Origin of the sequence: Cognatishimia maritima, assembly GCF_900129685.1 — a bacterium.
Taxonomy (GTDB): domain Bacteria; phylum Pseudomonadota; class Alphaproteobacteria; order Rhodobacterales; family Rhodobacteraceae; genus Cognatishimia; species Cognatishimia maritima.
Genome location: NZ_FQWM01000002.1, coordinates 173,160 through 197,388 on the forward strand (window position 1 = coordinate 173,160; position 24,229 = coordinate 197,388).

Consider the following 24,229-nt stretch of genomic DNA (forward strand, 5'->3'; position numbering starts at 1 on the left):
GCGCGGCGGGGTTTCACGAGGTTTCAATGCTCAATTATTCTTTGCGCCGCATGATGGCGGTGATCCCGACCCTTTTCATTCTGATCGTGATCTGTTTCTTCCTGATGCGCCTCGCGCCGGGTGGCCCATTCACATCGGAACGTCCTCTGCCCCCGGCAGTGATGAAAAACGTTTTGGAACGCTATGGCCTAGACGAACCGCTCTATGTGCAGCTCTGGACCTACATCAAAAACATTCTCTTCCATTTCGACTTTGGTCCCAGCTTTTCCCAAAAAGACCGCACCGTGAACGACCTGATCGCGCAGGGCTTTCCGGTGACGCTGACCTACGGCTTCTTCTCGGCTGTCTTTGTGCTTGTGCTAGGCATCCCATTGGGTGTGGTCGCCGCGCTGCGTCACAATTCATTCTGGGATTACGTGATGACCGGTCTTGCGATTTTCTCGCAGATTTTCCCGAACTTCGTTCTCGCGCCAATCATGGTGCTGCTTTTTACGCTGTCGTGGGGTTTGCTGCCCGGCGGCGGCTGGAACGGGGGCCAATGGCCCTACGTGATCATGCCCGCCGTCGCACTTGGCACGTCCTATATGGCTTCGGTCGCCCGCCTCACCCGTGGCTCGCTACTGGAAACCCTATCAGCGCCCTATATCCGCACCGCCCGCGCCAAAGGCCTGCCTGAACGCACAGTGCTGTGGCGGCACGCGCTGAAACCCTCCCTGCTGCCGGTGATTTCCTACATGGGACCGGTTTTTGTCTACATGATCACCGGCTCTGTCTTTATTGACGTGTTCTTTTCGACCGGCGGCATCGGGCAGAACTTTATCGACGCGGCTTATACCCGCGACTATTCGGTGATCCTCGGGCTCGCCATTCTCTATTCCGTGCTGACATTCGCGCTGACACTGATGGTCGACCTTGTCTACGCGTGGATTGATCCAAAGGTACGGAGTGGCCTGAAATGAGAACCAGAAAAATAATGAACAGCCCGGCCTATGCCGAGGCTGCCGCTGAAGAAATGATCAACAGCCGGTCGTTCTGGGTCGATGCACGCATGCGGTTCTTTAAGAACAAGATGGCTGTTGTCTCTCTGACCATGCTTTTCCTGCTGGCGCTCTTCGCTGCCTTTGGTCAGGTCTTTGCCCAATGGTCTTATGAAGAGATCGACTGGTCCCTGTTGGGCAAGATCAAAGAACAAGGCGGTCCAAACTGGGAAAACGGCCACTATTTCGGCGTCGACGAGCTGGGCCGTGATCTTTATGCCCGCGTTGTGCAGGGCTCTCGGGTCTCGCTATTGGTGGGCTTTCTGGCGGGCATCCTCGCCGTCTGCATCGGCTCAACCATGGGCGCCATCGCTGGTTACTACGGCGGTCGCACCGACCAGATCATTATGGGTGCTTTCAACATCACCCTGTCGATCCCCTACATCATCTTCTTCGTGGTCTGGCAGGCCTTCTTTGGCCGGTCACTGGAACAGATGATCCTTGTCATGGTCATCATCAACTGGACTGCTGGTTTGCTGATCGTGCGCGGTCAGGTGCAGACCTTGAAGAACAAAGAGTTCATCGACGCCGCGCGCATGCTGGGCATGAGCGACGCAAAGATCATCTTTAAGCACATCCTGCCCAATATGCTGTGGGTCATCGTAATCTACATGTCGATCTCGATCCCGGAAATGATCATGTACGAAAGCCTCGTGTCCTTCTTGGGCGTCGGCATCCAAGAGCCCAACACCAGCTGGGGCGCGCTGATTTCCGAAGGCGCAAAAACCATGACCTTTGGCACGCTTTGGCAGTTGGGCTATCCCGCCGCCTTCTTTGTGATTGCGCAGGTCTCTCTTTACTACATCGGCGACGGTCTTCGGGACGCGCTTGATCCAAAGGAGCGCTAAACCATGCTCTCTGTCCAAGACCTATCAATCCGTTTCCGCACGCCGGATGGCTATGTGCACGCGGTCAACGATGTCAGCTTTGACATCGCGGCCGGGCAAAAGCTGGCCATTGTTGGGGAAAGCGGCTCGGGCAAATCCCAGATCGCCCTCTCGATCCTTGGGCTTTTGGCAAAGAACGCCGAGACCCGTGGGCGTATCCTGTTTGAAAATCAGAACCTGCTCGATATGCCAACGTCGCGGATCAACAAGGTCCGCTCCAAGGAAATCAGCATTATTTTTCAGGACCCGATGAGTTCGCTGAACCCCTATATGACGGTGGAACGGCAGCTGAACGAAGTGCTGGAGTTGCACGAAGGCCTGCGCGGTCGGGCAGCGCGGGCACGCGTTCTGGAAGCGTTGGATGCAGTGCAAATTCCTGACGCGAAGAACCGCCTGAAAAGCTATCCGCATGAATTTTCTGGCGGGATGCGGCAGCGGATCGTGATCGCCATGGCCCTGCTCTGCCGTCCCAAGCTGATCCTCGCGGATGAACCCACGACAGCATTGGACGTCACCGTGCAGGCACAGATCATGCGACTGCTGGATGACATCCAAAAGGAATACGGCAGTTCGATCATGCTGATCACCCATGACCTCGGTGTGGTTGCGGGCTTCTGTGAGGAAACCTTAGTGCTTTACGGTGGCCGCGTAATGGAACGCGCCGAGACGCGCGCGATTTTCAACGCACCCAGCCATCCCTACACGCGGGGCTTGCTGCGCGCCGTCCCCAACATCCACGCGCAGGATGCACGGTTGCAAAGCATACCGGGTCAACCCCCCAACCAGTTGCATCCGCCCGAAGGATGCCCCTTTGCAGATCGCTGCTCTGACTCAAGAGACCCTTGCTTTAACAATCTGCCCCCCCTTGATGCGGGCCGTCACCAACGCGCCTGCCTGCGCCCGGTTGAGGAGCTGAGCTGATGACCGAAATGATTTCTGTTCACGACCTGTCGGTCGAATTCCAATTGTTGCAATCCAAAAAGTGGCCATGGTCCGACGCTGCCGTCCTAAAGGCTGTGAACGGCGTCAGCTTTTCTGTCGACGCCGGTAAGACACTTGGCGTTGTCGGCGAAAGTGGCTGCGGCAAGTCCACACTGGTCAGAGCGATTGCCGGGCTTGTCAAACCCTCTGCGGGCACTGTCACGCTGGAAGGTAAGCCTGTGAACTACAGTTCGCGCGCCGACCTCCAGGCGCTGCGCCGACGCGTGCAGATGATTTTTCAAGATCCTGTGGCGTCTTTGAACCCGCGCATGACCATCCGCGAGATCGTGGCCGAACCGCTGACCATGTTCTTCCCCGAGATGGACGCAGAGGCGCGGACCACCCGCGTCCATGCCTTACTGGATCGCGTCGGCATCCCACGCCGAAACGCCAACCGCTATCCGCATGAGTTTTCGGGCGGGCAATGTCAGCGGATCGGGATCGCACGCGCCTTGGCGGCGGAACCCAAGGTCTTGCTCTGCGACGAACCGGTCTCGGCGCTGGATGTTTCCATTCAAGCGCAGGTCGTCAACCTTTTGCAGGACCTGCAGCGCGACATGGGGCTGACCCTGATCTTTGTCGCCCACGACCTTGGTGTCGTCCGGCATATCTCGGACGAAATTCTGGTGATGTATTTGGGCGGGATGATGGAAAAAGCTTCGGCGGATGATCTCGTCAATGATCCCCAGCATCCCTATACGCGCGCCTTGCTCTCTGCCGTGCCGGTTCCTGACCCGGATGCAAAATTGAACCCAGAGGTTCTGGATGGTGATCTGCCAAGCCCGCTTAACCTGCCGACCGGGTGTCTCTTCCAATCGCGTTGCCCAAAACGGTTTGACCGCTGCACAGAACAACGCCCGCAGCCGCGCTTTGTCGGTGAGCGGCAAAAGGCTTGCCATTTGGAAGCGCTGACCGTCTAACCCTATTGCGGGCGGGGTCAAACCGCCCGCAATTGTATGCAACTGCGTACTTTTAAAAGATAATTTTCGATCCCTTTTCAGGTGCATTTTGCACAAATCTGTCGCAGACGCCGTATCGTCATCCGCTTTTCAGGGATCGCAATTTCGGAATCACCCTACGCTCCGAGACCAGCAGGCACAGCCCGTGTCCGAAGAAACACCGATGGTCGGAGGAGTTACCCCCATGAGTTTTCACCCCATTGAGCAGGCGCCAGCGCGCCTTAACCGCAGCGAACTGGCCGTGCCCGGCAGCCAACCCGGCATGTTCCAAAAGGCCGCCGATTCCGATGTCGACGTGATCTTCCTTGATCTCGAAGACGCGGTCGCACCGGATGAAAAAGAACAGGCCCGCAAGAACATCATTCAGGCTCTGAATGAAATTGACTGGGGTAAGAAAACCATGTCCGTTCGCATCAACGGTCTGGACACCCACTATATGTATCGCGACGTCGTCGACGTTGTGGAACAGGCAGGTGAACGCCTTGACCTGATCATGATCCCAAAGGTTGGCACCGCAGCAGACGTCTACGCCGTCGACATGATGGTCACTCAAATCGAAGATGCCAAGGGCTATAAGAAGCGCATCGGCTTTGAGCACATCATCGAAACCGCGCTCGGCATGCAAAACGTCCACGAGATTGCAGCCGCGTCTAAGCGCAACGAGTCGCTGCACTTCGGCGTCGCGGACTACGCGGCTTCAACCCGCGCACGCACGACCATCATCGGCGGCGTGAACAAAGACTATTCCGTGCTGACCGATCCAACTGAGGACGGCACGCGTGAAACCCATTGGGGCGACATGTGGCACTACGCTCTGGCACGTATGGTTGTTGCCGCCCGCGCCAACGGCCTGCGCCCCATCGACGGCCCGTTTGGCGACTTCCAAGATGCCGACGGGTACCGCGCCGCAGCCAAACGTGCTGCTGTTCTGGGCTGCGAAGGCAAATGGGCGATCCACCCAAGCCAGATCGCCTTGGCCAACGAAGTGATGAGCCCGTCTGACGCCGAAGTCACCAAGGCGCACCGCATCCTTGAAGCCATGGCCGAAGCAGAGGCCGCCGGCAAAGGCGCGGTCTCGCTGGACGGTCGCCTGATCGACTATGCATCGATCCGTCAGGCCGAAGTGCTGGTCGAAAAGGCCAAGCAGATCGCAGGCAACTGATCTGCGCTGTAGCATTGGATCGGGTCCCAACTGGGGCCCGATTTGCATTTTCAGAACCGCTATTCCCTGCTTGTGCGTTCTCACATGACTATCTATCTTCTGATAAATAGCCAAATGACCGAGCCCCATGGACCGACGCACTGCAATTCTGGACTCCGCTGAACGCCGCGCGCGAAAAGGCGGCTATTACGGCTTTAGTTTCCGTGACATCGCCGAAGATGTCGGGGTCAAAAGCGCGAGTGTCCATTACCACTTCCCCACCAAAGAAGCGCTCGTCGAAGCACTCGGGGAGCGCTACTTAGAACGCGCGAAAGAGGCGCTTGGTAACCCGGCGGACCATCCCGGAGTCGAAGGGGTTCAGCGCGTAGCGGACCTGTTTCTGACCGCAAATGAAACTGATGACCTGATGTGCCTCTGCGGGATATTCGGCGCGGAACTTGCGGCTTTGCCAGCGGCCATACAGCCTAAAATCGCCGCTTACTTTGACTATTTGACAGAGTGGCTTACTGCCGCCTTGGGAGTTGGCGCAGAGCCAGCCCATGCCCAAGCTGTTGTTGCCGCGCTTGAGGGCGGGTTGATCCTGTCGCGCACCAAAGACGACCCTGCCGTATTGCGCACCATTGTTCAGCTATTGCAGACGGGCCAAAAGGTGCGCCTGAGCTAGGTTAATTGAGCGATCAAATCTTTAGCGACTTGGTCGGCAGACTCCAACGCCCCTTCGAGCAACCCGCCCGAAACCGGGGCCAATTCCGTTCCAGCAAAATGCAGGCGTCCGTCCCAGAGATGCCGCAGAGAATTTGGCGCGCCATAGACGGGATGTGCCCGCAAAGGGGCATGGTCGGCTGCGGTTGTGGTGAACAGCTCCTGCGCCCAATCCTGCAGGATCACGTCGATTGGATCGGCTGCAGCCTCTCCGAACAATCGTTGCAACTGCGCGCGGACGGCTACAAGCAACGCGTCTCGATTGGTGCGCCGCGCAGCAGGCACGCCTATAAACCCAAAGAGCGCATAAGGCCCGCCGGTGGCAGGAGAGGCATCGTGAACTTCTACCATAGGTCCGCGCCGCGACATGGCATCGCCAGATAGCCCCGCGTCGCGCCAGAACGGGCGTTCATACACTGCAAGCACCTTCGCCTGCCCTGCCATCCAAGTCGGGATATTGGCGAGGTCCTGCAACGCGCTTGTAGAAAGTGCAGGTTCAAATGTGATGCCCGCAGAAAGGCGCGGGGGCATTGCAAGCACGACATGTTTGCTGAGGTACGCGCTGCCATCGTTGATGTCGGATTGGATGCCGCCGTCGACCCGAGTGATCCGCTGCACATTGCTTTTCAATGCGACCACCCCATCAGGCAGGTCCACAGCCAGCCCGTCGCATAGCGCAGCCATGCCACCCTCTAGGCGGTAGGAGCCTTGCATCGACGCATACCCCTGCCCCCGAACCACGCGACCATGCTCGTCCTCAAAGGTCAGAATGCCGTCGCTAAACTGTTCAAACTTGCGCAACTCAAGGTCGCGAACCAGTTCCGCCATCAGCGGCTGGCCGTCCCAGAACCAGGCAGGGCCCATGTCAAAATACCCCTCCCCAAGCGTCTGAGTGTAAATGCGTCCGCCAATGCGGTCGCGCGCTTCCAAGACCTGTACGTCGAGCCCAACGGCTGTCAGCCGCCGCGTCAGTGCCAGACCGGTCAGCCCTGCCCCTACAATCAAAACGTCTTTGGTCATTGATATGTCCGCATTCATTCTAGCTGTTTCCGCAGAAACAGCATCAAGGCGTCGCGCACTACACGCAACGCCTCATGGTGTTGATAGGAAGCGACCTAAGCGGCTGGCGCCTGGGCAAAGGGCAAATGGCCTGTCTTCATCCACAGCTTTGCGCCCTCTGCGCCGGCAACAGCGTTCAGCGGTTCACCCTCGGGCAAACGCAGCCAGCTATCGGTTTCAAGCTGATCCCCGGACTCACTCACCGAACCGCCAAGCACCAGCACTTCGATCCCACCAGCGGCGTCAGAGGTCAGTTCGGCCCCGGCCTCCAACTGGTGATAAGTCACCGTCTCGCGGTCATCACTGTGCAAAGTTGCTGTCGCCACGCCACTCACTGGGTGCGCCAATTCGTCAGCCATTGACTTGCGAAACTGGGTCCGGTCCTCAAGGTCGAACTGCCAGAGTTTAACAAAGATCGTACAGCCGTCGTCAGACCGCGGCGTATGCTGCGAAGTCGGCGGATTGCGTACATAGGTGCCAACTGGAAAATCCCCGTGCTCGTCTTGAAAGACCCCATCCAGCACGATGAATTCTTCGCCCCCCGTATGGGTGTGTGCGGAAAAGTGGCTGCCCGGCGCGTAGCGCACAATGGTGGTGGCGCGCGCCACCTCTGCACCGATCCGGTCCAACATGCGCCGATCAACACCCTTCATCGGAGAGGCCTGCCAATCCAACTGCGCCGCATGCACGACGACCCGTTTGGAAAAATCAGAGTTCAATTCCATGGTCTTCTCCTTCGTTTGCGTCAGCCCGACACCGATGGGCGCGCCGCGACGCGCGCGCGCCACTCCGTCAGATGGGTAAGGGTTTCGGGCACCTCGATCTTGGCGAAATCCGCAAAGGCCAGCCCGGCAAAAGCTGTGATATCAGCGACCGAGAAAGACTCCCCAGCCAGATAATCGGACGAGGCGAGCACACTGTCCAGATAGGCCATTGTCTGTTCCGCAGTGGCCTTTTGTCGATTGCCCCATACGGCGCATTGGTCCGTTTCCAGATCAGGACCCAATCCCGGCGTTGCGTGATGAAAATAGGTCCCAACCGCGTTCAACAGCCCGTTTTCGGCCCGCAGGTTCATCATGGAGATCACGGCACGTTCTTTGGCGGTTGTACCTGTCAGGGAAGGCCCCTCAAACGACGCATCGATGTATTCGGTGATCGCGTTGCATTGCGAAATGCAGGTGCCGTCCTCAAGTTCCAGACAGGGTACAACGGCGTCCGGGTTTTTCTGACGAAATGCTTCGGAGCGATGTTCACCCTGCATCACATCGATCGCAACAAATTCGACCGCATCCTGCGCGCCTTTTTCTGCAAGCGCAATGCGCACACGCGCCGGGTTTGGGAACCCTTCGACATCATAGATTTTCATTATCGTATCCTAATTCGGCTATCAACTTTCATCTATCTATCACTAGATAGATATCTGGAAAAGGATTCTTTCTGCGCCCATTCAAGGATCACCCAATCGTGAACCGGGTGGTAACCAGTCGCCGTGACCTCTCTGCGCCGGGCCACAAAAAAAGGGCGCCACAAGGGCGCCCTAAGTCTTCTACACGGGAAGTTTGTTATTTTTTACCGGCCACAATCCGGTCAAGGATCAAAGCACAGAACAGGATGGCGAGACCCGCCAGAATACCCTGTCCGGCTGCCGCATATTGCAGCGCTTCCAGAACGTCCTCGCCCAGACCCTTCGCACCAATCAGAGAGGCCACAACCACCATTGCCAGAGACAACAGGATGGTTTGGTTCACACCTGCCATGATGGTGTTGCGTGCCAGGGGAAGATCCACACGCCAGAGCAGATAGCGTGGGGTTGCACCAAAGGCCAAGGCGGCTTCGCGTACAGTCTCAGGCACCTGTTGCACACCCAGAACCGTAAAGCGGATCACAGGTGGCGAACCAAAGATCATGGTCGCAACCACACCCGCTGGCTTACCGGAGCCAATGAAGGCAACAACCGGGATCAGGTAAACGAAGGACGGCATGGATTGCATGAAGTCCAAGATCGGCCTGATCACGGAATAGACTTTAGGACGACGCGCACAGTAGATGCCCAGCGGGATACCCAGCGTGATCGAGATCAACGCCGCTGCCCCCAGCAGAGCGATTGTGGTCATCGCTTTTTCCCAGAAGTCCAAGAGACCTAGGTATGCCAGCGCCGCACCGGTGAAGATTGCAACCCGAGCGCCCGCAGACAGGTACGCCAGCATCACGATCACGAAGGCAACAACCGGCCATGGTGTGTCAACAAGCACAACCTCGATCCAATCGAGCAGCGTGCGCATGCCGAAGGTGATGGAGTCAAAGAACCCACGTCCATGCAACTTCGTCCAGTCAAAGGCCGCCTGTACACCGTCACCGACATTCAAACGCCACTCGCGGTTGTTCGGGAAGGCCTTCAGGATGCCAAGTGCGTCAGGCTGCGCAAACTTGATGCTGGTCAAGATAACCACCATCGCAGACGCCGCTGCAGAGATGATCATGCGAGTGTCAGACCACCCACTTGCTACGCTGCGATCAGACCGCCACTTGGCGAACTGCATTTCCAGCGTCCAGTTGGCCAACGCCGCGGTCAGGAGCTTCACTGCCAGAAGCAGGATGATCCCCACCATAAAGAAGAACGTTCCGGTACTATCTGCGGTCGCTGCGGCCTGTTGTGCGCCTGACAAGGCTCCCTCTAGGCTTTCGGAAGCACGCTTCAACGCATCCAGAGAACTCGACCCCGAGGATTCCGCCGCCGCAATCTGCTGGCGACGCAGTTCCAGAGTCTGCGCGATCTGCTCTGCCCGTTCACGATACTCGCGACCGAGGTCCCCAAACAGACCCATACCGATCTGGATATACGCCATGGTTTCCAGCAACAGGAATCCGAGCATCCAGTTCCACAACCCGCGTGCGCCAAACCAGACCGGACCCAGCAGGCCAGCCATCCAGTTCAACGTGAAACGATACCCCGGCGCTTTCATCATGACGCCAAAGATCTGTTTATAGTAGTCTGCGTTCTTGCCGACGAACTGTTCGATCAGACCGTTCAAGCGTTCGGCGGTTTCAGGTTTGATGTCTTGGTTAGATACACCTTGCATAGTCAATCCCCCTTACGCCTGGCTGTCTTGGATCGCGCGGATCAGACCCGCACGGTTGATCACGCCAACGGTTTTGTTGTCGCCGTCGGTGACCGCGACGATGCCATGACCATCCACGCAGAGGGTCATCAGATCGCTGAGGTCCATATCAGGACGGGCCGCCTGCGCGTCCGGAGGCAGATCGCCATGTTTGGCTTTGAACTCATCCACCGGCTGCATCACGGAATGCGCAAAGATCATGTTCAGTTTCGAGATGCCCGCCACAAAGTCAGACACATATTCATCCGCCGGATTGAGAATGATTTCTTCCGGTGTGCCGATCTGTACAATCCGGCCGTCTTTCATAATCGCGATGCGGTGACCGATACGGATCGCCTCATCCAGATCGTGGGTGATGAACATGGTTGTTTTTTTCAAGCTGTTCGACAACTCCATGAACTGGTCCTGCAACTGTTTGCGGATCAGCGGGTCAAGCGCCGAAAACGGTTCATCCATCAGCATGATATGCGGGTCAGAAGCAATGGCGCGGGCCAGGCCTACACGTTGCTGCATACCGCCCGACAGTTCGTGGGCGTATTTGTCTTCCCAGCCGGTCAGTTCCACAAGGTCCAAAACGCGGTCGGCTTCTTCCCAACGACGCGCTTTGCCTGTGCCACGAATTTCCAGCGGCATCGCCACGTTATCGCGCACGGTCCGGTGCGGCATCAGGCCAAAGTTCTGGAAAACCATCGCCACGCGACGATTTCGCAGGTCCCGCAGGCCTTCGGCGTTCAGGCCCATGACATCTTCACCACCGATCATAATCTGGCCGGCAGTCGGTTCCAGAAGGCGGTTAACGTGGCGCACCAGCGTGGATTTACCGGACCCGGATAGGCCCATCACGCAGAACAGTTCGCCTGTTTCGATTTCAAAGCTGGCGTCCGCGACGCCAACAACGCAGTTGTAGCGCTCCAAAACCTCAGCCTTTGACAGGCCTTCGGCATGGATGGCTTCCAGCGCCTCTTTGGAGCGGTCGCCAAACACTTTCCAGACGCCTTTGGCGTCAATTGCAATCTCTTTGTCCATCCTATCCCCGGGGTTCAATTGTTCTGGCTCCGGTTGCTGTAGCAACCGGAGCACATTGTTGTTGAAACTCAGCGGCTTAGTTCAGGCCCAACCAAGTGTCGACAGTATCACCGTTGTTGGCGATCCAGTCCGCGACCACCTCGTCGATGTCATTGCCTTGAACAACCACGCGATATGTCATTTCAGACAGCTGCTGAGAATCCATATCAATGTTCGCCAAGAAGGATGCCGCCGCAGGGTTGCGCTCTTCCAGTGACGTGGAATAGGCCACCGTCACGGTTTTCACTGGCTCGCCAGTGTCAACACGAGATTTGTTGTACCAGTCCGCATCTTGGTCAGGCTGAACCATCTTATAGGTGTTCGGGTCGTTCTCTGGCTCTTCCAGAATGGTCACAGGATACAGCGCGTGCACATAGTGAGGTGCGTAGCAATAGAACGCTGCGCCCTTCTTCTGGTCGATCAGGTCTTTCAGACGCGAGTAGAAGACGGTTTCGTCTTCGGTTGTTGGCTCAAGGAAGGTCTCGATACCATAGTCACGCACGCGCACTTTGAAGGTGTTTGTGGAGGCCCAACCGGACGCACCAACCCAGACTTCGCCTTTGCCGTCGCCATCGCTGTCAAACAGCTCCTGCGCGGTTGGGGTCGCCAGATCGAAGATCGATTTGATGTTGTGCTCTTCAACCATGTAGTTTGGAACACAGATACCTGCGCGGCCTTCGTAAGAGCCAGAGGACAGAGCCACAGTGCCTTTTTCATCAACATACTCGTTGGTGAAAGAGGATTGGTTTGGCAGCCAGACGTCAGGGTGCACGTCGATATCGCCACGACCACCGTCCATGGACGCGAAGATAACCGCGTTGGCACCTGGTGCATAACCGGCTTCGCCGCCAAGACGGGTTTCGATGATCTGACCGATGACACGGCTCATGATCTTCGCACCCGGCCAGCTTGGTTCGCCAACCATGACTTTTTCCTGAGCCATTGCGCCAGTCGCGCCGATTGCCAGGGTCAGAGCTGTTGTAAGTGTAAGTTTCTTCATACCTTTTTCTCCCGTTGGTGAATGATATTGGGCTTATGCCCGTGCCCGCTTTCTTTGCGGGTCTATGAATGGAATGTCGGTCACGGTAGCGTTCAGGCGCTTCATGCGACCATCCAGCAAACCGACTTCCAGGATCTTGTCGTTTTCAGCATGTTCAACTGAAATCCGAGCCATGGCGATTGCGCGCTCCAGAGATGGAGAGCGCGTCGCCGATGTGATGTGTCCCACCTGCCGCTCACCGGCATAGACCGGAGAGCCATGGGGCGGCACGTCATCGCAATCAAAAAGCAGGCCTTTCAAAAGCCGCCGCGGGTCCTTTGCATTGCGTTCCAAAGCCTCTTTACCCGTAAAGGCCTCTTTCTTGAGATCAACCGCAAAACCAAGCCCCGCCTCAAAGGCGTCGACACCTGGCGCGAACTCGGCATTCGCCGCGGCCAAACCCGCTTCGATCCGAATGATCTCTAGCGCGGCGGAGCCCATGGGCTTGATCCCAAATTCTTCGCCCGCTTCCATAATCGCGTCCCAAACCTGCACAGCGTCTGATTTCGCGCAGAAGATTTCATAGCCCAACTCGCCGGTGTAGCCCGACCGAGACAGCATGAACGGCGCACCATAGCGATCATTCAGGCGTGCGACAGAGACGCCAAACCATTTCAGATGGTCCAAATTCGGCACATGCGGCTGGAAGAAGCAGATTTTCTTCAACAAATCCCGAGAATGCGGGCCTTGGATCGCCAAGTTTGGCAAGCTGTTGCGCATTTCGTGAATACGCACCTGAAGGTCCAATTCCTTGGCCAGCGCATTCAGCGTCCGGCCACTTTCTTCGGATCCGCAGAACCAGCGGAACAGGTGATCACCCAGACGGAACAGGGTGCCATCGTCAATGACTTCACCGCTTTCATCGCACATCAAGGTATATGTACCGCGCCAAACCGCCAGTTTAGCTATGTTTCGCGTCAAAGCTTGTTGCAAAAGCGTCTCAGCGTCGGGGCCGATGATGTCATACTTGCGCAAACCGCTCATGTCCTGAACGGTCACGGCATTGCGACATGCCCAGTATTCTCCGAGCGTGCCCGTGCCGGGAAAGTTGACCGGAGTCCACAAATCACGAGCTGGGGCAAAATGTTCTGTCAAAGGGGCCAACCGCTCGTGAAAAGCGGATTCCTGACTGATTGACATTGGGGCGTCTTCCTTTTCGCGGTAGGCCACTGCGCGCCGAATGGGCGTATCGGGCCGGTAAATTCGCACATGTACGTCGGTTGGATTCCAACCATTGATGGGGTCAATGTCATCCGGGCAGGCCGTCGAGACACAGACAAGGTCTTCCATGGCGCGCATCACAACATAGTCGCCAGGACGCGACCGCGATTCCGCCGTCATCAACCGGTTGCTGTTGTGATCCACCCATGTGTTCCAGAAAAAGTTGATCGCTGGCCAGGCAGAGCGTTTCTGCACGCCATAGGGATCAAGCGCGTAAGACATATTGTCGGAACAGTTCAAATGTCCCGGAAAACCACGCTCTTCATAGCCGCGCGCAGTACACGCAAGGCCAAAGGCATCGTGCCGCCCGCAGGTATCCTGCACCATATTCAAAAGCGGACGCATTTCCTGATCATAGAACTTATCCAGCATCCCGGGCACGGGATAGGCGCTACCGACCATGGTCCGCGTCGCCGTCGAGTCGATCATCAGTTCACGACCCCGGTCCAGTCCAGAGGCCGAAAAGGCCATGAAATCCGAACACTGCTGCCCCTCCAGATCGATGATCTGGATGTATTCACCCTTTTTGATCTCATAGGCCTGCCCGGTTCCGGCGGCGACGGTAAATTCATCGCGCGTATCCCCGAGAAGCCCCGGCAAGGCGCTTGGGGTGAATTGTGCCAACTTGTGAGAAACAGAGACAGACCCGTTGCCAATGGCCGAAATCAAAGAAAACGGATCAACCGGACGCGCCACCCAAAGCGACACAGGCGCGCGCGCTTTCAGGATCAATTCTTCTTCCTGCCCCTCGTAACGGGCACATGGGATGTCAGCCTCTGGCGATCCGCCCTGAGCTGCGACCCAGCCAGCCAATGCGCGGCTGTCAAAGCTGCCCATTTCTAGGTTGCCGGTGGCCCGCAGGTTCACGTGGCCCAACCCTACGCTGCCATCCGCGGCAAAAGCGACCACATCGACAGGCACACCAACAGACGCACCACGAATGGTCAGAAGGTCGCCCTCTGCCATCTGGATATGAACCACCTCGCGGCTCGCGATGGAGGTATGACGGACACCGGAATTCTTTTCAAAACCCGAGAAATGACGACGGGATTGCAGAAACCCCATATTGCTGAAGTCGTGGAGGACAGTTTGGCCAAGCATACCTTAGATTCGCTTTATGTAACTAGTTACACATGCTCATGTAACCAGTTACAAGCGTCAAGTTTTTTTATTGGTCAGCGTCGAAAATTCGGCTATTGCTGGCGTTATGCGTGACGTTAGCGATAAAAAAAGAGCAAACCTACGGGATGTTGCCAAAGCCGCTGGCGTTTCTGTCGCAACGGTCTCTCGCGTTTTGAACACACCAGACACGGTAGCGCCGAAAACGCGCGAAAACGTGCAACGTGTGATTGCAGACCTTAAGTTCATGCCCAGCGCAGCCGCGCGCGCGATCAACAGCGGACGCACGCGATTCGTTGGCGCATTGGTGCCAACATTGGACAACGCGATTTTTGCCAGCTTCCTATCCGCGTTGGAATCAACCCTTGCCGCGCAGGGGCTATCGCTTGTTGTCTCAACGACCGGCGAAGACCCGCAGCTTGAAGTCGACAAGGCGCGTTCATTGATCAATATCGGGGCAGAGGGTTTGATCCTGTCGGGTGTCGCCCATGCCCCTGAACTCTTCGATCTGATCGAAAGCACCTCTTTTCCGACATTGGCCACGTCATTCTTTGACCCAGAGGGCCCCCTGCCCACCATCGGCTATGACAATATCGACGCTGCCGAAATGGGCATTCAGTACCTTAAGGACCAAGGGCACCGGAAGGTCGCAGTGGTGCATGGCCCCGTGGCCAGCAATGACCGAACCCGCGCGCGCATCGAAGGCGCGCGCAGCGTCACCGGTGTATCCATTGAATTCCACGAAGTTCCGCTTTCCTTCGAAGGTGCCGCGCGCGCCCTTGATCAGATTCTGTCTCAAACCGAACGACCAACCGCCATTGCCTGTATGTCCGACGTTTTAGCCATCGGCGTGTTGCAAAAACTGCAACGTCTGGGGATGGCTGTGCCCGGAACATTCTCTTTGCTTGGGATGGATGACCTCCCGATCGCGGCACACACTTTCCCGCCCCTATCGACCGTGCACCTTCCGGTGAAACGCATGGGAACCGCTGCAGGAATGGCCATTGCGCAATGGTTGGAAAACGGCACGGTGCCAAAGGCGCATCGGCTTGAGCCACGTATGGTCGTACGCGAATCCGTGGCGAGACTGTCTGATTAATCCGCGTTAGTTCGCAATGTCCGGCAGCAAGGCGCAGACCTCATCGCACACAAGTTCGGTGGTGGATTGCGCGGACCCAAGCGCTGCTGTTGCACGCTCCAGCATGTCTGCACCAGAGGTGCGCACCAACAAAGGCTTGATCACCTCGGCCAAAGACTCGGCACTATCGACTTCCAGACAACCGCCGGCCTGACGAAGTGTCGCGTAGATGTCAGCGAAATTGCCGACATGCGGCCCGTGAACCACGTTTGAACCCAAAAGGATCGGTTCATACGGATTGTGCCCGCCAATCGACACCAAAGACCCGCCCACAAAACTGACCGGCGCCGCACGATACCACAGCCCCAGTTCGCCCATGGTATCCGCGACATAAACCTCTGTCTCGGAACGGATTTGCTGCCCGGCAGAGCGTCGCGCCACACCAAAAGACATGCCCGAAGCCAAGTCTTTGACGTCACGCCCACGATCCGGGTGTCGAGGCACCAGAACCAACAAGGTGCCCTTTGGCAGCAATTTGTGGGCCTGCAGGATGATCTCATCCTCGCCAACATGTGTCGAGGCCGCAACCCAAACAGGTCGCGCATCCAACGCCCGCAAGATCTCCGCCGCGTCCTCTGCTGCTGGCAAGGCTGGGGCCAATTCCGCTTTCAAGGACCCGGTCAAACGGCGCTTTTCCTCTGGGATGTTCAATTCGCCCAACAGCCCAAAAGTCGCCTGATCCTGCACCAAAATTCGGTCAAACATCTGGAACAATTTTGTCGCCGCGCGGCGCGCAAAACTCCAGCGCTGCAAGCTGCGCATCGACACGCGCGCATTCAAAAGCATCATCGGTATGCCGCGCCGCTTGGTTTCCACCATCATGCGCGGCCATAGCTCGCTTTCTACCCAAACAGCCACGTCCGGTTTCCAATGCTTCAGAAAGCGCCGGATGGCGGCAGGCGTGTCCACCGGCGAAAACTGATGGATCGCCCGATCTGGCAGATCCCGTTCCAGCAGCGCAGCGGAGGTCACCGTTCCGCTGGTCAGCACAATCGAAACATCGGGTCGCTGCGCCAAGATTGCGGGGATCAGCCCCAGCAGCGACTGGGTTTCCCCCACGCTCGCCGCATGCATCCAGATAACAGACCCTTCGGGGCGGACGACCTGTGTGATCCCAAACCGCTCTTGATGACGCGTCGCATGCTCTTTCCCGCGCCGCCGACGGCGTGCCACGGCAATGCGATAGACCGGGTCGATCGCCCGTGTCAGCGCCAAATAGGCTGTCAGTATCTTAGAGCCGCCGTCCAAACCCACACGTCCAATCCGCAGAAACTGGCATGCCCTTACCCGTCAGAACCCAATCTGTCGAGCGCACATATCCCCCCGAACACCCTGCGTGACGCAAAGGCCCCTTAAAGTTGGCGGTGGAACGCACAGTGCGACTACCCTATATGGGCGGGACGGGTCTGCGATCATGCAGCCAGTTTGCAAGGTTGGAGCAGATCATGGGCGCTTTCATGCGGTGGATGAAAGATCGGGAACGCAAGTATCGTGCCCGGTTTTCCCATGACATTGTCGACGCCGAAGAACGCAAACGCTCGCAATACTACATGGACTGGGTCGATCACGGCATCCTGCGCTACCGCTGGCACAATTTCGCGGAAATCGCGCCGGGCCTTTATCGCAGCAACCACCCAAATCACGCGCGCTTTGAAGACTATGCCAAACTCGGCATCAAAACCGTCCTGAATCTGCGCGGTGCCACGCATCACTCGCATTATTACTTCGAGGTCGAAAGCTGCGAAAAACTTGGCCTGAAGCTGATCGACCTGCCCCTTCGCGCGCGCGCAGCGGCGTCGCCCGAATTGCTGCTAGAAGTGCTTGATGTGCTGGAACAGCTTGACGCGCCCACCTTGATGCACTGCAAATCCGGGGCCGACCGCACCGGCCTCGTCTCGGCACTCTATTTGATCCACATTCTGGGCAAACCCGTGTCTGAGGCGAAAGAAATGCTCTCCTTCCGGTTCCTGCACCTAAAATTCACCAAGACCGGCATGCTGGATTACCTGCTGCACCTTTATGGACAGCGTCAGGCTGAAACCGGGATCAGCCTGCGGGATTGGATTGCCACGGAATACGATCCAAAGAAGACCCAGGCCGAATTCAAAGCGCTGACTTTTTGGGAACGGCTAAAGCTCTGATTCTTCCGCGATCAGCTGCGCTTTCGGGATCGCTTTCCAGCGTTTGTGAAACCAAAACCACTGGTCCATATTCTCACGCACCTGTGCTTCAAGGATATCATTGAAGGCCTGCGTCATCTCTGACGGGTCCCCTGCCGGGATCGGGGCATCGATATGGGTTTTGAACGACAGACCGTCCGGCCGCCGGATCGAAAAGACCGGGACAAACAGCGCATTATACTTCACCGCCATTTCCGCCATCGAAGTCGCCGTCCAGGCGCGATGCCCGAAATAGGTCAGCGGTTCGCCATTCCCCGCCCGCACATCAATCAGCGCCGCAAGGCAGCCACCCTTCTTGAGGTGCCGCAGCATCTGCCCCAACCCTTTGCGGCCGCGCTGAAACAGCGGCGTGCCGATGGTCGAGATATTGTTGACGTAATAGTCGTGAAACAGCGGGTTGTTCATCTTGCGATACAGCCCACCGACATCAAAGCCCTGCTCAATCAGCGCAGCCCGGATCACATCGTAATTCGCAAAGTGCCCCGACACAAAGATGATCGGCTGCCCCGCCGCTTTTGCTGCCTCTAGCGCCGCAACGCCGGGCCCTTCCAGCGGCACATGGCGCGCGCGCGCCTTGAAATCGACCGGCGAAAACAGTTCTGCCAAGGTACGCCCAACATTATTCGCCGTGCGCCCCACCAGCCGCGCGCGCTCTGCTGCGTCGATCTCTGGCGCGACAAGTTTCAAGTTGTCCGCCACCCGGCGATTGTAGCCCGCCAAGGGCGCAATCACCCGCTGCATCACCCAGCCCAAGGCGGGGATGCGCCTTTCATAAGGCATCGCGTGAATGATGCGCAGAATCGTTCGGATCACCGCGAATTCGAGGCGCTCAAGAATCGTTGCGCGTTTTTTGGTTTTGGTCGTACTCATTTCCCCCGACTTATCGCCGAAGCCTTTCGCAAAGAAAAGACCACGACGCGCACTGCGCAAAAATCCGTTTGAAACGAGACTTCTAGCTGGACCCCAAGAACCGCAAAAAATTCAGCGGAAGGCAATAATGTAATCGATTACTTTTTGGATTGACAACCGGCGGCAAGGCGGATCATCTATATATGTAATCGATTTCATAACCGCTGCAGACCAACTGCGGGGCTGTGAAATCGGATCGTGTTTTGAGATACCTAAGAAAAGAGGGAGGCCCGGATGCCCCTGTCGTTGCAACTCTACAGCATGAGAAACGCACCCGATGCGGACCGCGTTTTTGCGGACTGCGCTGCCTACGGCGTGTCAGCCGTCGAAGGATATGGCGGCGTGATTGCGGATGCAGGCGCCTGCAAGCGCGCCTTGGACGAACACGGCTTAACCATGCCCTCGTCCCATTTTGCGCTGGATGACATTCGCGACGCCCCCGAAACTGTTATCGAACGCTCTAAGTTTCTTGGTATCACAAAAGTCTTCGCGCCCTACCTTGATGCCGCTTTGCGCCCGAAAACCGCGTCTGGTTATGCAGCGATTGCCGACCTGCTTGCCGAACGTGGCAAAATGTTTGCAGATCATGGCCTGACAGTCGGCTGGCACAACCACGATTTCGAGTTTGAAGCGCTGGAAGATGGTGCCTTGCCGATGCAAGCCATGTTTGATGCGCAACCTGACTTGCCTTGGGAAGCCGATCTTGGCTGGGTCATACGCGCCGGGGTCGACCCGCTGGATTGGCTGGGCAATCACATGGCCAATATCCAAGCGATCCACGTCAAGGACCTTGCCCCTGCTGGCGAGAACGCGAATGAAGACGGCTGGGCCGATCTTGGCGATGGCACAGCGGACTGGGCCGGGATCATACAGACCGTGCGCACGGCAAAACCAGACATGCTTTTTGTTCTGGAACACGACAACCCAAGCGATCCGTACCGCTACCTGCAGCGCTCTGCGCAGGCATTCCACAGCATTTGGGAGACGACACATGGCTGATCTTGGCGTTGGCATCATTGGATGTGGCAATATCTCTGCGGCCTACCTGCGGCTTGCCCCAATGTTCAAAGGTTACGACATCCGCGCGGTGGCCGATATCAACCTGGATGCGGCCAAGGCGCGGGCCGAAGAGTTCGGTGTGCAGGGCCAATCGGTTGAGGACCTATTGTCCAATGACACCATTGACCTTGTGATCAACCTGACCATCCCAGCGGCGCATTTTGACGTCTCGCAACGCATTTTGCAGGCGGGCAAACATGTCTATTCCGAAAAGCCCTTTGTGCTGACACGCGACGAAGGCCAAGCGCTTGCGGAATTGGCAGACCAGAAAGGACTGCAGATCGGTTCTGCGCCCGACACCTTCATGGGCGGATCCCACCAATTTGCCCGCGCCTTGGTGGACGAAGGCCAAATCGGCAAAGTCACCTCGGGCACAGCGGTGATTCAATCCCACGGGATGGAAGACTGGCATCCGAACCCGGACTTCTTCTTTCAACCGGGTGCCGGTCCCGTTCTGGATATCGGGCCTTATTATATCTCGAACCTTGTGCAGCTGATCGGCCCTGTTGCCCGCGTCACCGCCTTCGCAGGCAGCGCATCGGCGACGCGCACCATTGGCAATGGCCCCCGCTTGGGTGAGGAAATTCCCGTCGACACGCCCACCACGATCCATGCCGTCATGGAGTTTGAAAGCGGCGCAATCGTCACGCTGTTGACCAGCTGGGATGTCTGGAGTCACGGGCATTCGCGCATGGAACTCTATGGTACCGAAGGCACAATGTACTTGCCCGACCCCAATTTCTTTGGGGGCGATCTGACCGTGACCAGCCGGAAAGACGCTGCTGAGGTGACACCTTGGGACCACCCGTTTAGCGTTGTGAACGACGGGGAGCAGGCAAACTATCGCGGCGCGGGTCTGGCGGATATGGCGCTGGCCATCGCAGAAGGGCGGCCCCATCGCTGCTCTAACGACTTTGCCCTGCATGTGGTCGACATTATGACATCCATCTTGGCCGCGGCAGAAACGGGGCGTGTTGTCGACATCGCCACCCGCTGCACACGACCGACCCCGCTTGGCCCCGATGAAGCTGCAGCGTTGATGACCCCGCAAGATTAGGAGCAGACCATGTCAAAAACCATGAAAGGTCCGGCGCTCTTTCTGGCACAGTTTGTCAGCGACGACGCGCCCTTCAACTCTCTGCCGAATATTGTGAAATGGGCGGCCTCTTTGGGCTACAAAGGTGTGCAGATCCCTTCGTGGGACAGTCGGCTGATGGATCTCGCAAAGGCTGCGGAAAGCAAAGACTATTGCGACGAACTTCGGGGCATCTGTGCGGAACACGGCGTGGAAATCACCGAACTTTCTACCCATGCACAGGGGCAGCTGATGGCCGTGCACCCAGCCTATGATGAGGCGATGGATATGCTTGCGCCAGTGGCCTTGCGCGGCAACCCAAAAGCCCGCACCGAATGGGCCAATGACCAGATGCGCCTTGCCGCCAAAGCCAGTCGCAACCTTGGGCTGGATGGTTCGGTCAGCTTCACCGGCTCGCTTGCCTTCCCGTTCCTCTATCCGTGGCCACAACGCCCCGCCGGGCTGATCGAAGAGGCTTTCGCTGAACTCGCCCGCCGCTGGCGACCGGTATTGGATGTCTACGAAGAGCTGGGCGTCGATGTTGGCTATGAACTGCACCCGGGCGAAGATGTCTTTGACGGCGCGACCTTTGAACGGTTCCTAGAGGCGCTGGACGATCACCCGAGATGCCAGATCAACTATGACCCAAGCCACTTTGTGCTACAGCAGCTGGACTATCTGGATTTTATCGACATCTACCACGACAGGATCAGTGCGTTCCACGTGAAAGACGCTGAATTCAACCCGACCGGTCGGCAGGGCGTTTATTCAGGCTATGCGGGCTGGACGGACCGCGCCGGACGCTTCCGGTCTTTAGGGGACGGGCAAGTGGATTTCAGGGGCGTGTTCTCGCGGCTTGCGACCCATGGCTATGATCGTTGGGCTGTTCTGGAATGGGAATGCTGCCTCAAACACCCAGAGGACGGCGCGGCCGAAGGCGTTCCCTTTATCAATGACCACATCATCCGCGTAACAGACAAAGCCTTTGACGATTTCGCCGGAGGCGAGAGCGACCAAGGTCAGATCCGGCGTATGCTCGGCCTGTCCTGAGGGTCCGCCCGCGACGTGCTGCTACGGGCGACTAGTTCAACCTCCAGAACCTCAGGCGTGGTGTCACAACTCAGGTCCGCTGGGGCGTTGGGACCAAGCCGCGCCAGCAGCATCTCTGCCGCGCGCGCCCCGATGCGATGCCGGTCTTGACGAACTGTTGTGAGGCTGGGCACAAAGACTTCGGCCAGTTCAATATCATCAAAGCCGACAACCGAGATATCCTCGGGCACCCGCAGCCCCTTTGCCCGCAACCCCGAGACAAGCCCAAAAGCCACCTCGTCCGAGGCGCAGAAGACCGCCGTTGGGCGATCTTCCATGGCAAAAATGCGCTTGGCCGCGTCCTGACCGGACCGGACCGAAAAATCCCCGCGTATGATCCATTCTGGCCGGGTTTCCAGCCCCAGACGCTGCCGCTCTGCCAGCATCCCTTCACGCCGCTCTTTTGTCAGAACATTGCTTTCTGGCCCTGTCACATGGGCGATCTTGCGATGGCCAAGGTCATAAAGATGGCGCACCGCCAATTGCGCGCCCATGGCGTTGTCAACACGAACGGACGGGTAATTGCCATCCGGCACCCATTCGCAAGCAAAGACAATCCGCCCCTTCCCGGCCCCCTGATCAAAGCGCTGCAATTCGTCCTGTTTAAGGTCGCCATCTAGGCTGATCATCCCATCCACGCGGGAGTCGAGGAAATATTCGGCAAGCTTGCCCTTTTGCCGTTCAGCAGAGCTGTCTGCGATCAGCACCGAATATTCGCTCTCTGCCAATACCGAATTGATGCCCGACAGTATCTGGCTGAAAAACGGGTTTGCGAGGTTTGGAACCAGAATCAGCACCGCGCCCGCGCGCTGTTTGCGCAGGTTGCGCGCCGCCTGATTCACCCGGTATCCGGTCTTCTCAATGGCCTGAAACACCGCCTCCCGAGTCGATTTGGTCAGCATATCAGGGTTGGAAAGCGCCCGACTGACCGTTGCGGTCGACACCCCTGCCTCGCGGGCAACATCCTGAATCCGTGCGTTTTTCGGGGCCATCTTTGGTCTCTCCTCGTCTTCTTCATCGCTACCCGCGCAAGAACGTCTTGACAAGAGGGGCTGAGTCGATGAATGCTTTCATGCAATCGATTACATACCACCCTGCCCGCGAATGTAATCGATTACAAGATAGTAGCGGGAGTGAACCTGGCGCGCCGATCGCGCCTTTGGGAGGATGGAAATGAAATTGAAACGCATGTTCCTTGCGACGGCGGCCGCCCTTGGTTTGGCGACCAGTGCACAGGCTGTCGAACTTGAAGTGACCCATTGGTGGACCTCTGGCGGCGAAGCGGCTGCTGTTGCAGAGTTCGCAAAAGCATTTAACGAAAACACGGATCACACATGGGTGGACGGCGCTATCGCTGGCGGCGGCGGCACCGCGCGTCCGATTATGATTTCCCGCATCATTGGCGGCGACCCCATGGGCGCAACGCAATTCAACCATGGCCGTCAAACCGAAGAGTTGATCGAAGCGGGCCTGATGCTGGACCTCACCGATGTGGCCGAAGCCGAAGGCTGGGCAGACATCGTGAACCCATCCAGCCTGCTGGCAAGCTGTACTGTTGATGGTAAAGTCTACTGCGTTCCTGTGAACATCCACTCCTGGCAGTGGCTGTGGCTTTCCAACCAGGCCTTTGCAGACGCGGGCTTGGGCGTGCCATCCAACTGGGATGAATACGTGGCGGCGATGCCTGCCCTGCAAGAAGCAGGCAAAATCCCATTGGCACTTGGCGGTCAAGCTTGGCAGGCCAACGGCGCATTCAGCGTAATGGCGGTTGCATTGGCAGGCGAAGAAAACTGGCTGAAAGTGAACAGCGGCAAAGACGCAAGCGTCGCTGCGGGACCGGCCTACACAAAGGTCTTTGAAGCAGCAGCCGCGGCGCGCGAGTTTTCCAAAGACACCAACGTCATCGACTGGAACCTGGCAACAGCCAAGGTGATCAACGGCGAAGCCGGCGGTCAAATCATGGGCGACTGGGCTCAGGGTGAATTCGCGGTCGCAGGCAAGGTTGCTGGCGAAGACTACACCTGTTTGCCAGGTCTGGGCGTCACAGAGGTAATCTCAACTGGTGGCGATGCGTTTTATTTCCCTAAGAACGACGATCCAGAAATCGAAGCCGCGCAAAAAGAACTGGCATCTTTGATGATGTCCAAGGCCGTTCAAGTTGCCTTCAACTTGAAAAAAGGCTCTTTGCCAGTGCGGGGCGATGTTGACCTGGCAGCAGCAAATGACTGCATGAAGAAGGGTCTGGAAATCCTCGCCGAGGGCAACATCCTGATCAGTGGCGACCAAGTGCTGTCAGCCGATACAACAGGTCAGATCGACGATCTGATGACCGAGTTCTGGTCGACCGATTTGTCAGCAGCTGACGCTCAAGCGCGTTACGCCGACATCATCGCAAGCGCAGACTAACCCACACACAGGACCCGACCGGA

General features: G+C 57.4%; 22 protein-coding genes. 12 read left to right on the forward strand and 10 right to left on the reverse strand.

The genetic code is table 11. The features are described 5' to 3' along the window. The first annotated feature begins 26 nt into the window (after positions 1-26). The 6 genes from BUA39_RS06235 (at position 27) to BUA39_RS06260 (ending at position 5,690) form a co-directional block, all read left to right on the forward strand. Positions 27-959: an ABC transporter permease subunit gene (locus BUA39_RS06235; protein ID WP_072792016.1), complete on the forward strand. Its 933-nt coding sequence runs from the start codon at positions 27-29 to the stop codon at positions 957-959. Next, entirely contained in the window at positions 956-1,885 is a 930-nt protein-coding gene (locus tag BUA39_RS06240; protein ID WP_072792017.1) for an ABC transporter permease, read from the forward strand. Before BUA39_RS06235 ends, BUA39_RS06240 begins: the two co-directional genes overlap by 4 nt. 3 nt (positions 1,886-1,888) lie before the next feature. Further along, entirely contained in the window at positions 1,889-2,845 is a 957-nt protein-coding gene (locus BUA39_RS06245) for an ABC transporter ATP-binding protein (protein WP_072792019.1), read from the forward strand. Next, complete coding sequence (locus BUA39_RS06250) at positions 2,845-3,825, forward strand: ABC transporter ATP-binding protein (RefSeq protein ID WP_072792020.1); 981 nt, start codon at positions 2,845-2,847, stop codon at positions 3,823-3,825. The genes BUA39_RS06245 and BUA39_RS06250 overlap by 1 nt, the downstream gene beginning before the upstream one ends. Before the next feature lie 223 nt (positions 3,826-4,048). Continuing rightward, positions 4,049-5,026 (forward strand): HpcH/HpaI aldolase/citrate lyase family protein, encoded by a 978-nt coding sequence (locus tag BUA39_RS06255; RefSeq protein WP_072792022.1) that lies wholly within the window; start codon positions 4,049-4,051, stop codon positions 5,024-5,026. A gap of 127 nt (positions 5,027-5,153) precedes the next feature. Next, positions 5,154-5,690, forward strand: coding sequence for a TetR/AcrR family transcriptional regulator (locus BUA39_RS06260; RefSeq protein WP_072792023.1), 537 nt, complete (start codon positions 5,154-5,156; stop codon positions 5,688-5,690). On the opposite strand, the gene BUA39_RS06265 is transcribed toward BUA39_RS06260, so the two are convergent. From BUA39_RS06265 to BUA39_RS06295, 7 genes are all read right to left on the reverse strand, one after another. Beyond that, positions 5,687-6,748: a flavin monoamine oxidase family protein gene (locus BUA39_RS06265; protein ID WP_072792691.1), complete on the reverse strand. Its 1,062-nt coding sequence runs from the start codon at positions 6,746-6,748 to the stop codon at positions 5,687-5,689. The genes BUA39_RS06260 and BUA39_RS06265 overlap by 4 nt on opposite strands. A 95-nt stretch (positions 6,749-6,843) precedes the next feature. Beyond that, positions 6,844-7,512 (reverse strand): cupin domain-containing protein, encoded by a 669-nt coding sequence (locus BUA39_RS06270; RefSeq protein ID WP_072792024.1) that lies wholly within the window; start codon positions 7,510-7,512, stop codon positions 6,844-6,846. Positions 7,513-7,532: 20 nt separating this feature from the next. Further along, entirely contained in the window at positions 7,533-8,153 is a 621-nt protein-coding gene (locus BUA39_RS06275) for a glutathione S-transferase family protein (protein WP_072792026.1), read from the reverse strand. Between the two features lie 196 nt (positions 8,154-8,349). After that, positions 8,350-9,867, reverse strand: coding sequence for an ABC transporter permease (locus BUA39_RS06280; RefSeq protein WP_072792027.1), 1,518 nt, complete (start codon positions 9,865-9,867; stop codon positions 8,350-8,352). 12 nt (positions 9,868-9,879) lie between these two features. Continuing rightward, entirely contained in the window at positions 9,880-10,932 is a 1,053-nt protein-coding gene (locus BUA39_RS06285) for a quaternary amine ABC transporter ATP-binding protein (protein WP_072792029.1), read from the reverse strand. Between the two features lie 76 nt (positions 10,933-11,008). After that, positions 11,009-11,971, reverse strand: a complete 963-nt coding sequence (locus BUA39_RS06290) for an ABC transporter substrate-binding protein (protein ID WP_072792030.1) — start codon at positions 11,969-11,971, stop codon at positions 11,009-11,011. A 33-nt stretch (positions 11,972-12,004) separates the two neighbouring features. Next, positions 12,005-14,332: a DUF1989 domain-containing protein gene (locus BUA39_RS06295; RefSeq protein ID WP_072792032.1), complete on the reverse strand. Its 2,328-nt coding sequence runs from the start codon at positions 14,330-14,332 to the stop codon at positions 12,005-12,007. 106 nt (positions 14,333-14,438) lie between these two features. Here BUA39_RS06295 and BUA39_RS06300 point away from each other — a divergent pair, with 106 nt between their 5' ends. Then, entirely contained in the window at positions 14,439-15,449 is a 1,011-nt protein-coding gene (locus tag BUA39_RS06300; protein ID WP_072792033.1) for a LacI family DNA-binding transcriptional regulator, read from the forward strand. Positions 15,450-15,455: 6 nt separating this feature from the next. Here BUA39_RS06300 and BUA39_RS06305 read toward each other — a convergent pair whose 3' ends face one another. Beyond that, positions 15,456-16,742, reverse strand: a complete 1,287-nt coding sequence (locus BUA39_RS06305; RefSeq protein ID WP_165610489.1) for a 3-deoxy-D-manno-octulosonic acid transferase — start codon at positions 16,740-16,742, stop codon at positions 15,456-15,458. A gap of 191 nt (positions 16,743-16,933) precedes the next feature. Here BUA39_RS06305 and BUA39_RS06310 point away from each other — a divergent pair, with 191 nt between their 5' ends. Beyond that, positions 16,934-17,629: a tyrosine-protein phosphatase gene (locus BUA39_RS06310; protein WP_072792034.1), complete on the forward strand. Its 696-nt coding sequence runs from the start codon at positions 16,934-16,936 to the stop codon at positions 17,627-17,629. Here the strand turns inward: BUA39_RS06310 and BUA39_RS06315 are convergent. Continuing rightward, on the reverse strand, positions 17,618-18,538 hold the full coding sequence (locus BUA39_RS06315; protein WP_072792695.1) for a lysophospholipid acyltransferase family protein: 921 nt from the start codon (positions 18,536-18,538) through the stop codon (positions 17,618-17,620). The genes BUA39_RS06310 and BUA39_RS06315 overlap by 12 nt on opposite strands. Before the next feature lie 273 nt (positions 18,539-18,811). Between BUA39_RS06315 and BUA39_RS06320 the strand changes: the two genes are divergently transcribed. The 3 genes from BUA39_RS06320 to BUA39_RS06330 are packed head-to-tail and all read left to right on the forward strand — an operon-like array spanning position 18,812 to position 21,761. Continuing rightward, the gene (locus tag BUA39_RS06320) at positions 18,812-19,576 is read left to right on the forward strand and encodes a sugar phosphate isomerase/epimerase family protein (protein ID WP_072792036.1); all 765 of its coding nucleotides are present in this window, start codon (positions 18,812-18,814) and stop codon (positions 19,574-19,576) included. Further along, the gene (locus BUA39_RS06325; protein WP_072792037.1) at positions 19,569-20,693 is read left to right on the forward strand and encodes a Gfo/Idh/MocA family protein; all 1,125 of its coding nucleotides are present in this window, start codon (positions 19,569-19,571) and stop codon (positions 20,691-20,693) included. The genes BUA39_RS06320 and BUA39_RS06325 overlap by 8 nt, the downstream gene beginning before the upstream one ends. A 9-nt stretch (positions 20,694-20,702) precedes the next feature. After that, positions 20,703-21,761, forward strand: coding sequence for a sugar phosphate isomerase/epimerase family protein (locus tag BUA39_RS06330; RefSeq protein WP_072792039.1), 1,059 nt, complete (start codon positions 20,703-20,705; stop codon positions 21,759-21,761). Here BUA39_RS06330 and BUA39_RS06335 read toward each other — a convergent pair. Next, on the reverse strand, positions 21,731-22,792 hold the full coding sequence (locus BUA39_RS06335; protein ID WP_072792041.1) for a LacI family DNA-binding transcriptional regulator: 1,062 nt from the start codon (positions 22,790-22,792) through the stop codon (positions 21,731-21,733). The genes BUA39_RS06330 and BUA39_RS06335 overlap by 31 nt on opposite strands. 181 nt (positions 22,793-22,973) lie before the next feature. Between BUA39_RS06335 and BUA39_RS06340 the strand changes: the two genes are divergently transcribed. After that, positions 22,974-24,206 carry an ABC transporter substrate-binding protein gene (locus BUA39_RS06340; RefSeq protein ID WP_110721823.1) on the forward strand — a complete coding sequence of 411 codons (1,233 nt, stop codon included), beginning with the start codon at positions 22,974-22,976 and terminating at the stop codon, positions 24,204-24,206. The last annotated feature ends 23 nt before the right edge of the window (positions 24,207-24,229 follow it).